The sequence below is a fragment of the Ruegeria sp. AL11 genome, assembly GCF_056540865.1.
In genome coordinates this window covers 13,645-27,824 of the sequence record NZ_JBQFXO010000013.1, presented here as the reverse complement: position 1 = coordinate 27,824, position 14,180 = coordinate 13,645, and the positions used below count along the sequence as shown (strand labels likewise).

The 14,180-nt window shown below is 52.7% G+C and carries 15 protein-coding genes; 4 read left to right on the top strand and 11 right to left on the bottom strand.

What is annotated here, in order from left to right:
- Positions 1 to 11: 11 nt before the first annotated feature.
- A complete protein-coding gene (locus ACR0IP_RS19885; RefSeq protein WP_170723124.1) occupies positions 12 to 1,067 on the bottom strand; it encodes a tyrosine-type recombinase/integrase in 1,056 nt (351 codons plus the stop codon).
- A gap of 255 nt (positions 1,068 to 1,322) precedes the next feature.
- On the opposite strand from ACR0IP_RS19885, the gene ACR0IP_RS19880 reads away from it, so the two are divergent.
- The 3 genes from ACR0IP_RS19880 to ACR0IP_RS19870 all read left to right on the top strand — a co-directional run bounded on the left by ACR0IP_RS19880 (position 1,323) and on the right by ACR0IP_RS19870 (position 3,516).
- A protein-coding gene (locus ACR0IP_RS19880) for an IS6 family transposase (RefSeq protein ID WP_480527477.1) occupies positions 1,323 to 2,005 on the top strand; the annotation gives its coding sequence in 2 pieces (ribosomal slippage) (positions 1,323 to 1,692 and positions 1,692 to 2,005; 684 coding nt in all).
- A 218-nt stretch (positions 2,006 to 2,223) separates the two neighbouring features.
- Positions 2,224 to 2,430 (top strand): cold-shock protein, encoded by a 207-nt coding sequence (locus ACR0IP_RS19875; protein ID WP_170430361.1) that lies wholly within the window; start codon positions 2,224 to 2,226, stop codon positions 2,428 to 2,430.
- A gap of 72 nt (positions 2,431 to 2,502) precedes the next feature.
- Complete coding sequence (locus ACR0IP_RS19870) at positions 2,503 to 3,516, top strand: fatty acid desaturase (RefSeq protein WP_480527475.1); 1,014 nt, start codon at positions 2,503 to 2,505, stop codon at positions 3,514 to 3,516.
- Here the strand turns inward: ACR0IP_RS19870 and ACR0IP_RS19865 are convergent.
- From ACR0IP_RS19865 to ACR0IP_RS19820, 10 genes are all read right to left on the bottom strand, one after another.
- Positions 3,508 to 3,711, bottom strand: a complete 204-nt coding sequence (locus ACR0IP_RS19865) for a ParB N-terminal domain-containing protein (protein WP_367647162.1) — start codon at positions 3,709 to 3,711, stop codon at positions 3,508 to 3,510. The two genes, ACR0IP_RS19870 and ACR0IP_RS19865, sit on opposite strands and share 9 nt — an antisense overlap.
- Before the next feature lie 119 nt (positions 3,712 to 3,830).
- Entirely contained in the window at positions 3,831 to 4,520 is a 690-nt protein-coding gene (locus ACR0IP_RS19860; protein ID WP_480527473.1) for a hypothetical protein, read from the bottom strand.
- A 1,639-nt stretch (positions 4,521 to 6,159) separates the two neighbouring features.
- Positions 6,160 to 6,792 carry a tyrosine-type recombinase/integrase gene (locus ACR0IP_RS19855; protein WP_170403722.1) on the bottom strand — a complete coding sequence of 211 codons (633 nt, stop codon included), beginning with the start codon at positions 6,790 to 6,792 and terminating at the stop codon, positions 6,160 to 6,162.
- Between the two features lie 557 nt (positions 6,793 to 7,349).
- Positions 7,350 to 7,922, bottom strand: a complete 573-nt coding sequence (locus ACR0IP_RS19850) for a hypothetical protein (protein WP_170720314.1) — start codon at positions 7,920 to 7,922, stop codon at positions 7,350 to 7,352.
- A gap of 375 nt (positions 7,923 to 8,297) precedes the next feature.
- A complete protein-coding gene (locus ACR0IP_RS19845; RefSeq protein WP_480527471.1) occupies positions 8,298 to 9,419 on the bottom strand; it encodes an alanine/ornithine racemase family PLP-dependent enzyme in 1,122 nt (373 codons plus the stop codon).
- On the bottom strand, positions 9,416 to 10,615 hold the full coding sequence (locus ACR0IP_RS19840) for an N-acetyltransferase DgcN family protein (RefSeq protein WP_480527469.1): 1,200 nt from the start codon (positions 10,613 to 10,615) through the stop codon (positions 9,416 to 9,418). The genes ACR0IP_RS19845 and ACR0IP_RS19840 overlap by 4 nt, the downstream gene beginning before the upstream one ends.
- A 92-nt stretch (positions 10,616 to 10,707) precedes the next feature.
- The gene (locus ACR0IP_RS19835) at positions 10,708 to 11,562 is read right to left on the bottom strand and encodes a hypothetical protein (RefSeq protein ID WP_170545366.1); all 855 of its coding nucleotides are present in this window, start codon (positions 11,560 to 11,562) and stop codon (positions 10,708 to 10,710) included.
- Positions 11,552 to 11,905, bottom strand: a complete 354-nt coding sequence (locus ACR0IP_RS19830) for a hypothetical protein (protein WP_170336655.1) — start codon at positions 11,903 to 11,905, stop codon at positions 11,552 to 11,554. The genes ACR0IP_RS19835 and ACR0IP_RS19830 overlap by 11 nt, the downstream gene beginning before the upstream one ends.
- Before the next feature lie 3 nt (positions 11,906 to 11,908).
- On the bottom strand, positions 11,909 to 12,217 hold the full coding sequence (locus ACR0IP_RS19825; protein ID WP_170336653.1) for a hypothetical protein: 309 nt from the start codon (positions 12,215 to 12,217) through the stop codon (positions 11,909 to 11,911).
- A gap of 446 nt (positions 12,218 to 12,663) precedes the next feature.
- A complete protein-coding gene (locus ACR0IP_RS19820; RefSeq protein ID WP_170545368.1) occupies positions 12,664 to 13,416 on the bottom strand; it encodes a Crp/Fnr family transcriptional regulator in 753 nt (250 codons plus the stop codon).
- 135 nt (positions 13,417 to 13,551) lie between these two features.
- On the opposite strand from ACR0IP_RS19820, the gene ACR0IP_RS19815 reads away from it, so the two are divergent.
- Entirely contained in the window at positions 13,552 to 13,785 is a 234-nt protein-coding gene (locus ACR0IP_RS19815) for a hypothetical protein (RefSeq protein WP_170619842.1), read from the top strand.
- Positions 13,786 to 14,180: the final 395 nt, after the last annotated feature.

Genomic DNA, 14,180 nt, shown 5'->3' with positions numbered 1-14,180 from the left:
TCAGTATGTGCTCACCCCAATAGATCAGTCGCCGGGTTATCCGCGATGTCCACATCGTCGTAATATTTTTGCGCCTGGGCCATCGAACGGTGCAACGAGAGGCGCATGGCGGCCTGGATCGGGGCACCGTCCAAAGCGGCCTGAGTCAGAAACCCCGAGCGCAGCCCATGGGGCGAGGCAAAATCCTCCGGCAGTCCCGTCAGTGCCAGCCGGTGTCTAATAATCTGGTAGATCGAATCCGGGCTGAGACGACGCTTCAACACATTGTCTGCCTTGGAGACGGGGCGGAACAGCGGCCCGTTCGTGATCTGTCCAACCTCGATCCAATGCACCAATGCTTGCGCGGCGCGACCCTTCAGCACCAGCCGTGGGGTTTCACCTTTCCGGGTGGTCTTGGTCTCCAGCAGTGAGAGCCAGACCACGCCGGTCTTGTCGAATTCCTTGAGAGAGACATCCTCCCGCATCAGCCCGGTGATCTCGGACCGGCGCCGGCCTCCCGAGGCCCAGCCCAGCATCAGGATCGCCCGGTCGCGGCAATCGCGCCGCGACCCGTGACAGGTGGCCAGCAACTGCTCGAGAATGTCGCGGGTGATCGGGTGCTGCGACTTCGGGGCAGGGGGCCGGGCAGCGGCGCGGCGCGCTTTGGATCGAGCCTGTTTGACTTGAGGTGTGCCAAACGGGGATGCGAGGTTCTTCATCCGATGAAAGGCCAGCCAGGACGCGATACGCCGGTCCAGTGTTGACGGGGCCGGGCAGGCCAGTGACTTGCGCAGCCCCTGTGCGATCAGCGCCTCTGCCACCTGTCGCGCACGGTCTTCAGGCGGCGCGTCGTTGAGATCCCGGGCGTGATCGAGAATGAAGGCCAGCGCTGTCGCTTCCGCTTCCGGCCAGCGCAGCGCCAGATCGAACCGGGCGGCTTTCCAGGCGGTGATGTAGAGCAGGTCGCGCTCATAGGCCCGCAGCGTGTTGGCGGGCGTGCCGCGGAAATAGAGGTCGGTCAGCGCCTCCTGATCTGCCTGCGACAGGGCAGGGGAGGCGGCGGGGAGATATGCGGCTGGCGGCTTCATGTACCCATTCTGCGCCCATTTCCCCGCAAAATCAAATATTCCTGATAAGGGATACTTATCAAATTTAATATCGATTTGAGTGTGTCTTCAGGGTAAGGCGCAAAAGTTTTGGATTATGAGCGTAAAGAGGGCAGGGTACCAAAGATCACTACCCTTTGAAGGGGATGTGTCGCAAACTCTGAGGTATAGTTGACGAGCCTGGGTGATCTGAGTTTTTTGTACTAGTCGATTAATTTTCGAACAGGTTATTTGAGCATGATCTCGTTAAAGGGCTGTCATTTCCCTAAGGATGCAGTTTTGTACGCTGTTTACTTCTATCTGCGGTACACGGTGTCCTATCGTGACTTGGAAGAGATCATGGCTGAGCGCGGTGTGCGAGTTGATCATGCCACATTGAATAGGTGGGTTGTGAAATACTCGCCGATCGTCGCTGCTCGTGCGCAGTCAAAGAAGCGTCCAACACTGAGTTCATGGCGCATGGACGAGACCTATATTCGTGTTCGCGGCAATTGGGTGTACCTCTATCGGGCCGTCGACAAAGCTGGGAATACTCTTGATTTCATGCTGTCTGAGCGCAGGAACCGTCCAGCAGCAGCAAGGTTCTTTGGCAAAGCGCTATCGCGAATGGAATCCCGAGCAAGATCGTCATCGACAAAAGCGGCGCCAACGCGGCGGGCATTCGAGAGGTGAACAGGATCCTGAAGCGGTTCGGCTGCCTAGCCAAAATCCAAACGGTCAGGTCCAAGTATCTGAATAACCTGATCGAACAAGATCATCGGTTTATCAAGCGTCGCATACGGCACATGTGCGGGTTCAAATCGTTCAGATCCGCATCAGCTACTTTGGACGGTATCGAAGTCGCCAACATGATCCGGAAGCGGCAATTCTCAAGCGATAAGACTTCCGGCTTTCAGCTATTCGCCGAGATCGCAGGATAGGTGTATCCAGTAAGTCGCTGACTTTGGCCTTTCCAAATGTTTGCGACACATCCGTATCAAGGCTTGTATCGTGTGTACTCGAAGTCCATATACACAGGGCTTACGTTTTTCTTTTTCGACCTGCTGTCTCCCAAACTCGGCGTTCAGTCTTTCGATTCAGACCGACCACGCCGAGTCGCCGCAATAATGCGGGCGGCAAGTATTAGGAGACTTCCACCATGGCAAATGGCACAGTAAAATGGTTCAACTCGACCAAAGGTTTTGGCTTTATCGAACCTGAAGATGGCAAGCGCGATGTGTTCGTGCATATCTCAGCACTTGAGCGTTCCGGCATCAGCGAATTGAAGGACGGCCAGAAGGTCACTTTTGACGTCGAAGCTGGCCGTGACGGGCGCGACAGCGCCGCCAATCTGGCACTGGCCTGACCTTTTACGGGCACCCTTATGGGGTGCCCGTTTGCACAATGGGCAACTATAAGCCGTTGGAGAACAAGTAAGTTGCAACCAAAAGACTGGACGCGGGCGCTCGCGCAATACCGTGTGCCCGATGCGAAGCGCAGTATTTATGAAATTGCGATCACCGTTGTCCCCTTATTCGCGCTATGGGCTCTAGCGTGGTTTGCGTTATCATTTAGCGTCTGGATCGCAATATTGCTGGCCGTCCTGAATGCCGCATTTCTGGTCCGTATCTTCATCATTATGCATGATTGTGGTCATGGATCTTTCTTCAGAAACCGCAACGCATGCAATTGGACCGGCCGGGTTCTAGGTGTTCTTACTGTGACACCCTATGACGTTTGGCGGCAAAGCCATGCGATTCACCATGCCTCAACCGGTAACCTTGATCGGCGTGGTATGGGTGATATCCCTACATTGACCATTGAGGAATACCTGAAACGGAATTGGTTCGGGCGTGCCGCGTATCGTCTGACCCGGAACCCAGTCGTCCTGTTCGGTGTTGCGCCGATCTATACGTTCTTTATTCAATACCGCTTACCTGTTGGTTTCATGCGGTCGGGCTGGCTGTACTGGGCAAGTGCGATGGGAACAAACGCCGCAATTGCAGGGTTATTGGCTCTGATTTTATGGGCCGGAGGCTTTGAGGTGTTGGCGTGTGTTTTCCTGCCAACCGTGATTGTCGCATCATCCATTGGTATTTGGCTTTTCTACATTCAACACCAGTTCGAACACACGACTTGGGATCGGGAAGAGGGCTGGAACCTTCAGAACGCCGCGTTCTATGGCAGTTCTCACTATGCCCTGCCAGGCATCCTGCGGTGGATCTCTGGCAACATTGGTGTGCACCATGTTCACCATCTCGCCAGCCGCATACCGTTTTATCGGCTAAACGAGGTTTTGCGTGACCATTCTGAGTTGGAAGATTGCCAGCGTATTACTTTATTTGAGAGCCTTCATTGCGCACGGTTGCATCTTTGGGATGAAAAAAGTCAACGTCTGCTGACATTTTCCGAGGCTTTGTCGAACGCCAATTCCAATAGGTATTTAGTGTAGTCTGGCGCGGACCAAGTAGGCTTCGACGGTATCACCTCCTAGGGCGCGGATGGCTTCTAGTCGGTGAAGGCCTTCAATCAGCACGAACCTTTTGTTGTCAGCGCGTATCTGGATCGGGGTCTTCTGGCCGTTCTTCAGGATATCTTCGGCCAGTGTCAGGACTTTTTGCTGATCAAGTGTTTTTGCACGTTTCATAGGTACATAGATCAATTCTAGCGGATATGGTCTTTTCTCCAACATAAGCTACGTAGGTAACCTTTCGTGCATTTGTTCCGGTTCAGAGTTCGCTACAAAAGCGGGGGCTGGAACGTACGTCATAGAACCGAACGAACAGCATCGCGCAGTTCCTGATGCATAATCCAAGTTGCTGGCTCATCGACACTTTCGATGTGAGAAAATGCCAGGACCTGAGCGGCGCTATCATTCTGTACCGATCCGGCTTCGGGTAGGTCTAGTTCCAGGTATTCTGCGATCAATAGTCCGATTTTCTTGAAAACTTTGATGGAGGCCTCGCGCGATTTGTAACCGGCTGCCTGAGACAAGTGACCAATGGTCAGACCGTCCTTGCCTGCGATTGTAAGTGCTTTGAGCATTGTGACCTGCGCAGGGGTCAGCCTGATTTGTCGCAGTGCCTCGGCATATTCTCTTTCGCTGGGAACGAGGGTGCCGGAATTTCCCTCCAAACGGCGTTGACCGCTACGTTTCCTGTCTCGTTCACCGAGAATTTCTTTTAATGCTTCGATGGCCAATGCTGGTGTTTCACCGACTGCATCAGCAATCATTGTCTGCGTTTTAGCCGGTGGCTTAGGGAATGCGCGCGCAACGCTGTTACCGCTCAGGATGCCAGCCTTAATCAAGTACTTTCCAAATTCTTCTTCAATCACTCCTGCTACGTCAGCGTTCCGCGGCTCACGAACACTGCGGTCCTGAAATGCTCTTTGTTCCAGACCACGAGCTGACATCTTTGAACCGGGAAGGGTTACTTGAGGGGCATTTTTGCGCATCAGAGAAACACCACCACAATTATGGCCGCAACAAACACCAATAACGCGATAAACATCTTCGCTCTGTAGGACCAGCGATGCGCCCTTTCGGCCTTGAGCATTTTGCCCAGGTTTTCGTCAATCGAGTTATGGTTCACGGCTTGGTCCTTCCGGATTTGTCAGGCGATATTGATTTCCAGCAACCTATTTTCACGGCAAATTTTCGGCGCACTTATCGTTCTGTCTTGTGAACGGTCGATTACATTCCCAACCATCACCTCTTCGATTCAAATGAGCGTTGGAAGGGATAAGGATCGCAACGCACCTGTCCTGGTTTGAGCGAAAGCCACGTTCACATTTCCATCCAGAGTAGGTTTCAGGTGCAAGGTATGCATGCTGTGGAATTGCCACCGGTTCGCAACCGCTCTCCGTTTCTCTGAAACCTCTGAGGCACACCCAACCATCCGCGCTGTTTTTGTCAGTCAGGCGGCCGTTGCTCGGGACACTAATCGCAACACAATCCTGGTCTTCCTTACGAAATCCCCAGTCACAGTGTACTTCCTGTGCGCCAAACCGGGTTTCGACGTACCCATTTTGAGGCGCAATCAATTCTTCGCATTTTTCTCCGACTCGTCGGAAGAGCCGATTGCACTCCCATCGATCTCCAGTCGATGCAAGATATGCGTTTTTAGGAACTGCTATTTCCTCACAAAGATCTCCAACACGCTGGAATCCATGGTTGCATTCCCAAACTGGACCATAGGAACTGCCGGTCAAATGCGCATTTTGAGGTGCGTTTGCTCTTTGACACGATCCGTTCTTGTTTTCGAAACCTTCGTCACAAACCGATCCGTCGGCATTGCCTGCGACTTGGGCAGGAAGCTGCGTTCCTGAGAGCAACACCAAGAGTGTCGGGATCAGGCAAAGAACGCGGCGCAAAAACACGATGAATGACTGAATGAAGCGGAGCCTGAGACCTGATCTATCGGGCATCAAGCACGCAATTTATGAGCCATGTGCTGTTCATACGGCGCCTTCTTTAATTGGTCACCCGATGACTGGGGCTTGTCAGGTGACAGTTGCGAATGCTTGCGAGGAACGAGCTCATAGCGAAGACCCCAGCGAAACCCGTTCCTATGCTGGGGCACATGCTACAGTTATTCTGAAGGCCATTGGATCATCGAAGCCGGCAGCATCGCGGCGACGAGTAACTTTCACCAATGCACTTTTGTGGTCCTTAGCCAGAATAGAGTCAAGGAAGTTTCCCTTGTCGCAATGCAAGTACCGCCAGGGCAGGTAGTTTTTGAAACTGCCGGTGACCAAGATCCTTGGTGAACTACCGAAAGAAATTGTCTGGCCTGAGTGCGGCGAAAGAGGAGTATGTGATCAAGGCTTCCCCGTGACTATGAATGACTGGCCTGATAACATTGGCTGCAACGCAGCGATTTTCGCGCCGCTTCTGCACAAGTACTCGCGGCGTGATCAAATGGCCGCTCGGTCCCGCACCCTGTAAATTGCGCCTGAGCCGAGAAAACTGTGCTGCGAGCGTACGCAACAAGATTTTGACACTTCCGCTCAGGGCACGCTACGCCCCACTCCTGCGTAAAAGAACTAGAACCACTATGGATTGGCGACCGACAGCGCCGCTCGCCAAACTGTCTCAGATGTCTATGCGCTCTGCAATGCTTAGCGCGTCTTCCAATTCAACGCCCAGGTATCGCACGGTGCTATCGACCTTTGTGTGCCCAAGCAGAAGTTGGACCGCGCGGAGATTTCCTGTCTTGCGGTAGATCTCAGCTACTTTGGTTCGGCGAAGCGAATGCGTGCCATATCCGCTCGGTTCCAATCCGATTGCGGTCACCCAGTCTCGAACCAGCCTGCCATACTGGCGCGTCGAGATGTGTGGTCGATCATGGAATCGGCTTGGAAACATGAACCGGCTAGCAAACATTTCCGGTGATTTTACCCATACCAATACAGTTTCTCGCGTGTTTTCCGTCAGTTCGAATTGAACAGATCGCTTGGTTTTGCTCTGGATCACCGAAACACGCTCACGGACGCGATCGTCTTTGACAAGATCGGTCACAGCGAGTTTGACCAGATCGCAGCCGCGTAGCTTGCTATCAATCGCGACGTTGAACATTGTGAGATCACGCAGATTTCCAGAAAGTTCGAGCCGGGCACGGATCGCCCAGACCTGTTTTGGGAGTAGCGGTCGTTTCTGACCGATGATCCGCCCCTTGTTCCAAGCTCTGGGTTTTGGGGTGACTGCAGGTAGTTGGACTCTTGGCATATTTTGCACTCCGATCCACCCTCCGCACCCAAGCAACAGCACCGCGCTGACCACCGAATAGTACAAGCGGCGTGAATGCCTGCTGTCCGATTATGAATACTGGCATGGTTTAAGTGTGTGCATTAGGCGGCTTGAGCCCATATCACTACGCATAAGAACGGTTCGAGTCCAAACCGCGCGTACGCTTCGTCTTCAGCACCGATTACCGATCGGGTTCCACGTTAAAAGGCCCGGGTCAGCACCAATAAGATAAAATGAGATATGATCAGAAAAGCTGGTAAGACCGGCGTCAGGTTATCAGCGACGCCGAGCTAACCCAGGGCTTACTGATACGCCATTTCGCCACGCGCTCAACCCCTTGCAGCGTCGACAAATCCGCTCTCCGAACCCTTCGCTCCAGAATGGCGTTCTGCAACGAAGACACGGGCGTTCTTGCGGCACGTCATTGTGGGCGCGAGCCATGATCGTATCTGCTTCGTTGTCGGAGTCTTCCATCAGTTCTTAGCCTCGATTTCTGTTTTGGTTTATACAGCGACTGGAAAAGAAAGTTCCGAGCCCTAAGCCTTGAGATTGAAGGAGCTGCCTGGTTCAGACTGTCCGATGGGACGGCCTGTAATCCGAGGGGTTTTAATAGGACGAACTGGCATTCCTTCGTTCTCAGCAGCTTGGACAGCGAAAGCATACCGAGAACCGCTTGCGCATCCTCGTGGTATGGCTCGTTGATCTGATGATCCGTCGTCTGCCTCAGAAATGAGCGACTCCGAGTAGAGGTGCCGAAGTTGAGTCTCAGACACACCATCCGCTTCCATGATCAGTTGCACCATCGGATCGGCCAAAAGTTGGTCGAGCAAGAATTGTGACAACTCTTTCGCAGACAATTTATCTATTGCGCGTGCTCTGTCCAAATCAGCAAGAGAAACGGTCAAGGTTCGCGCCAGACCGGGGTGAGATTTCCGTGGATGCAGAGAGATTAGCACTGATGCTTTCCAGGCTTCTGGATCCAAATAATCTGGTGGTGCGGAAAGCTCAGTTTCTATGTCGTATTCGCCCGCCGGGAGTAATTCGTCAAAGCCAGGGAAAGTAAACGGCCTGGAAAAGACTGCGATTGTCTTGCTGGTTATCTGGTTCATTTGGGTAGTTCTCCTTTGCTGATAGCGCTCGGAGATGCAGACAAAAACAAGCCACCCTCTCCCGGCAGGGTATTATGAACTTTGAGGTTTCGGCTTTGGTTTTTCGGGGACGGTGTCAGGCGCTTCAGACGTAACTTCTTTTTTCGGCGCGTCCGCATCGTTTTCCTTCAGTGCGGCAGCCGCTCTGGTCGTCAAGTCCTTGAAAGACATCATTTTGATCCTTTGATTGTCCGCACCACCCACGAGCCGAGATGGGGTGTGAAAAGTGAATGCGGATACCACCAATATAGGTATTGGTGGCCCAATTTACTACGTAAAGCCGTAGAATAAGACGGGTGGCTGAAGCAGAACCGAGGCGGCGGCAACCCTGGCGCGCTACTTTCGCTTCGAATATGGGCGATCAGTGTTCGCTGCGGTGCAGTCAACCAATGCGCCATCACCATGGAAGACTTTTGCTACATCGGGTGCAGCCATGCCGCGCGAGAGCGCGCTATAGTTCAATTTCAGCTTCACCTCGCCACCAGGGCGAAGCAGACAACTGGTGTTTTCAACAACGATATGATCACTGGTGGCTCCGACGAACGTGACGCCAGCAGGGAATATTAGACCCGCCGCATCGGTGTCCTGGAGTCCAATCGCAAGGATCGACCGAGTATTCGAAGGACTGTCTAAAGTCACACACTGCATTGAAGGTATAGGATAATTCATTTGCAAGGGATTTGGATTTGATTTGGCTTTCGTTTCGACCACTTCCGCCCAAAGCGTAAAAGCATCTGTGTAAAGCCCGCCGATCGCGTGCCCCGATACGGGATCGGTACCCAACAGGATAGCCTCACCCAGACGCAGGTTGTTGATCTTTCCGGTCGCACCCTTGCCAAGCGCCCATGGCAAACTGGCGGAGCCGCCGCCTGACACTGTTTCAAGAGCGGGTCCAAACGCGCGCTCGGTGTCGATGGCAAGCGACGAAAGCAATGCCATTGCTTCTGCAGAGGGTGCCACATGACCCAGACAGGCAAAATTTGCGCCAATCCCCTTCAGAGAAATACCTTCCATTCTAAGAATTTGAAACACAGTGCTTTCAAGGTGTTCAGGCGGGATTCCTTCCCGCATATCCCCCATTTCCACCATCAGGATAATGTTGTGAGTAATGTTCTTTCCCAGCGCACTCATGGCCAGGCTTGCGATAATGTCCATCTTTGTGTTGAAGCTTACATCGCAGTAATCAACAACTTGCGCGACCTGGCTCAGCATGGGTGTTCGGATCAAGGATATGGAGCACGAGATTCCAGCATCGCGCATACGCATGATATTGCTGATCCGCGCGTCCGCCAGCCCTGTCGCGCCGCCTTCAAGCATAGCATTCGCAATCTTAGGGTGACCGCACACGGCTTTTGTCACGCCTGTAACCGTAATTCCACGGGGTCTAAGGCGATCGACAAGGAACCGTGTGTTGTAAAGAATTTTGCTCAGATCAATGTCGATACACAGCTTGCTCATTCAATCGTCGTTACAGGTACGTGCTGTAAACGCGGAAAGGCAGAAAGAACCATGTTCACCAAGTTTGATGAAGGACGGTTCAGAGCGTCAGTGACCGGGAGGTACAATTTGCAGTTATAATCTGTGATGGCCTTTGAAATCTCAACATCATTCATTCCTTCATGGTTGATCGTCATGCCAATTACCTCTGTGTTCGCAAAAGCCTCGATCAGGGTGATTTCATCGCAAGGGTCGGGCATAGTCATGTTGGGGAAATCACATCGACGTTTTCGTTTAGGCGCGTGTTGAAGAATAACTGCATGTGGCTGACTGCCTCGCAGAATGAATGCTGATGTGCAAAAGGCCGGATGGCTTAGCGCGCCCTGGCCCTCGATCACTATGACATCCGGGTGTTCATCTTCAGATGCTGCAACAACAGCGCGCTCAAGCTCGCCACAGCAAAATTGCGGCGGCACCGAATCCATCGCGACACCATACTTGGCGCCCTGCATCAATCCTGTCTGGCCGGTACCGACCAAAACTGTTTTGATCCCATGCCCGTTAAGGGCACATGTCAGGATTGTCGCGGTTGTACGCTTTCCAATTGCACAATCGGTGCCGAACACCGCGATGCGGATCGCCTGGACGTCTCCAATACTGCCATCTAACAGGCGCAGGTCGGGATTGGGCCGCGGCTTGCGAATGTCGCGTATCGTGACATCGTGAATTTTGGCAAATCCGGCGAGCTCTTTATCATCACTAAGAAATTCATGCAGTCCACTCACGATGTTCATTCCGAGCGTTATCGCATCCACGACAACTTCGCGATCCTCAAGGGACATTCTGCCGCTGGCCGGCGCCATTCCGTAAATAAACGTGTCGGGGATCGTAGCTTCATTAGCGACGGCGGCATCAAGATCATCGAAGATGGGAACCTGATTTGCGACATTATCAAGCACTTTGCCACTGTCACGACCGCCATACGTGCTGTCGATCACCGAAAGAACGCGATAGGCCTGTGAATGTCGAACGAGACCATTAGCCGTCTTGCCATCGATCTTTGCGAAGTTTCCTTCGCAATACACAATTGCAGTCGGTGTATCTGTCACAAGTGTCTTGCGGTGAAGCTCTGGAAAAACTGCTTGTTCAGGCGGCAGCTTTTGCGCATCGCTGGCAATGAACTGCTTGGCATCCGACGCAATGGGTACGGGTTTCATATTTGTTCCTTTTTGGAGTGTGAAACGCGCGTCCTTGGTAAGGACGGGCAAAAATTGTGAAGTTTGGGAAAGTGGGCTTTCTGTCTGAATTCTCACTGGTTCAGAACACACAGCCCTTCTGATCGATGATAGTTTTTGTGGCATTGCCACCCATTGCCGGATCGGTCGATATGGGCATTTGCCGGTAGCTCGATTGCATTGCAGCGATCACCGGACGCCTCGTAGCCACGTTCGCATTTCCATCCAACTCCATGGATCGCGTCATCGTAGAAAGCATTTTCAGGCACAAAGACGGCATCGCACCTTCCGTCGCGCTCAAAATACCCACGCTCGCACGTCCAGGGACGCCCGCTGGTTGATGCGTTCAGAAAAGCGTTTTCCGGCACCGCTACTGCCACGCATGCTTCTCCGTCTATTTCGTAGCCACGGTTGCAACGCCATGCAGATCCATAAGTGCTATTCGTCAGGTAAGCATTATCCGGCACCACGATTTTCTGGCAGCTATCGTCTACTCTTGTGTATCCACGCAGGCACCGCCACCTCTCACCTGATGGATCGAGATATCCACCCTCAGGCACAATCACTTCAGTGCATGTGGTGCCGCCAACTGCAACAAAGCCGTGCATACATGCCCACCCTGAGCCGTAGGTTCTGTTTGTGGGGTAGGCATTTCCCGGCACGACAATGGCCACGCATTCTTCGCCTTCCAACCGATAGGACAAATCGCATTCCCAACCGTCGCCATACTTTTTGGGATGCGCGTTATCCGGGATCGAATTTGTTTCGGCCGATGCGGGACTTGATGAGATAAAGGAGCCCACCAAGCAGCTGAAAACGGCAACAAACAACGCAGTCATGAAGTGAGAGCAAAACCAGTGCTGATTTTTTCTATTTGTCCTGGTGCAAACGGCGTCGTCCGAAAGTTGAGTTGTTGAGTTACGATTCATCCAGGTTCAGCCCCTCAATACAGGCCTGCGCCAGATCTTTGTTTGGAGTTTGGGATCCTGGTACCGTTGCCCAGCCAGCGGCCATGACGGCATCCTTCTGCTTGAAAGACGAAGCTTCTTTGATTGTCGTCAGTTTTTCGGCGCGTTGGGCGTCAGTTCTCGCCATGTCGACGCAGACCGGAACCAACGCAGCGATTACATTGTCGCGGGACATGGCGTTGGCCATCTTGTCCGCGCTACCGCCGGTCATCCATCCACCCCAAGAAAATCCAACGACGCCTACGAAAACCCCTCCGATCAGGGCACCGTAGATTCCGGGTTTAAGCCATTCGGGCGTGTTCATAATCTATTCCTCCTGCGGGGAAAGCGCCGCATCGCTGTCATTGTTAGATGTAGCCAAGGTCTGGTCGTGCTTGAGCGCCAGTTCAAAATCTTCTGGGTCAATTGGGCGCATTTCTGTGCGGCCTGGCTTGCTGCCCTTGCCCTGAACGGTCAGGTAGGTTCCGGTTCTTCGATATGCTTCGAAACTCAGGCCCTGGAGTAGTTCTTCTTCAACAACTACTTCATACTCGCCTGCAGGAAGTTCATCCGGGTAGCCGGACAAAGAGAACGGATTTGAAAACGTCACCAAAGAACTGGACGATCTCGTGCTCACCTTGGTCCTCCATATAGTTTGTTGGATCTTCCCCGCGCAGTCTGCCGCGGTACACGCTCGTAAGCACCGCGGTAGTACTGGCGTTGTAATTTAGAATAATGTGCAAATGGCAGACGCGCGCTGATCGATGTTAGTCTGCGGCCAATGACCTGAGATTTTATTGGAATCTCAAATGCATTTGGTGCCCGAGGATCAGGTACTGCCAAAAATTGACTAACCTGCGTCAGTGCAACGATGTTTGGATTCCGGCAACGTGATGTGTGTTGGCGGGATATTTGCTGGCGTGTTCTTAACGAGTATTTGAGAAGCGCAGGAAATCCAGTACCGCAATCGGACTGTATTTATCTTGCGCTTCTTTTTCAGTGAAATCCCAAATCTGCCGAAGCGAATGGCGTCTCTAACCAGGCAACTATCGTCAAAATCCCGGCATCGCCGAAGGGGTGAACCTATTGTTTCAACAGTGGCCCGACCTGATCCAGATAAGTGGGGTCAAAACCGGCCAACGTCACCAGTCCGTCATAATCATCAAATGCCACTTGCCCGGATTGAAAAGTAACCAGCCCCTTCTCCCGCAGTTGCCGTAGGACACGATTAACATGTACAGCACTCAGTCCCAGCGCATCGGCAAGATGGTATTGTGTCAGTGGGCAGGTATATCCCATCTTGGTTGCCATCCCGACCTGAGTCAGCCTCACACCAAGTTCCAAAAGAAAATGCGCCATGCGCTCACTCGCATCTCGCCGTCCTATGTTGACCAGGTGCTCAACCACCATCGCTTCATCTCTAGAGACCGCCCAAAGGATTGCTGTCGCCAGCCGGGGCGTTTGCGCAAATGCTTCCAGGAGATCATCCACTACTACCTCAATGGCTTGGATTTCCATGATTGGTTCTATGCTGTGATCCGAGGTGTGCAGCAGAACGCTCCGCAAGCCCAGAAAGTCACCCGGTACTTGGAAGTCGACGATCTGACGCGAACCGTCTGTCTGGGTTTTGTAGGAACAAACCCAGCCCGAGGACAGAACGTAGGCAGCCTGCTCTGATTGCCCTTGATGCACAAGGTCACGTCCCGCTTCAAAGGTCCTGCGACGCTTGTGCAGGCGCGCTAATACCGCAAGTTCAACCTCAGTCAGAGAGACGAAGTTTGAGAGCTTTCGGGTGAGGGGGCTGTTATTGATAGTGGGCAAATATTCTTCCTTCATCAATGAGCCGTCCGCAAAACTATACCACGCAAAGACTGCTTTCGATCAGTTAAGTATACTGCAATCCATGCCAGAATGGTGCAATTCATCGTGGCGCTTCCTTGCTTGGACGCCTGTCAAAAAAGGACGTCTACCATGGCCGACCGGCAAGACTACTCAGGAATAGCCGCACTCTCAATCTGTGAAGCGCTTTTGCTTGCAATTAAAGATCGTGAGCTCCTCCCCGAACATGAGATTGTGGGAGTTCTGCGTGACGCAGCCGCTGCCCACGAAGCAGCGGTTGGCAACAAGGAAGAAAAGGATATGCACCAGGCCGCCGCTGTTCTGATAAACCAGATCATTGCTTCCGGCTATCGCGTTCGGCAGTAACGTTAATTTCTGTGTCAGAAAAACAAGATTACACTCGTCAAAAAAGCATAACAACAAATAGAAGTACTATTGGTGCCTCGTTCCCGATCAATTCAAACACGAAGCAAGAACCGAAGTTCCAATCTCTGCAATATCTCGACTTAATGAAAAATTCCACGACCGCGACTTACTCCCTCTTCCCCGCCGACCTGCATGAGCCACAACGAGAATTTGCTTACTGGCTGAAGGCCCGCATGGCCTGTCCTGCTGCACTGCCTGCGACAACGCAAACGTTGGCTTTGTTCGGCGTCTAAGTTGCTGATCCTATGTGCAGCGAAACTACAGTTTGATAGTATCGCATCATCATAGCTTTGAATGACCGGTCTGGCGACAACAGCTGCAACGCAGCGATGAAT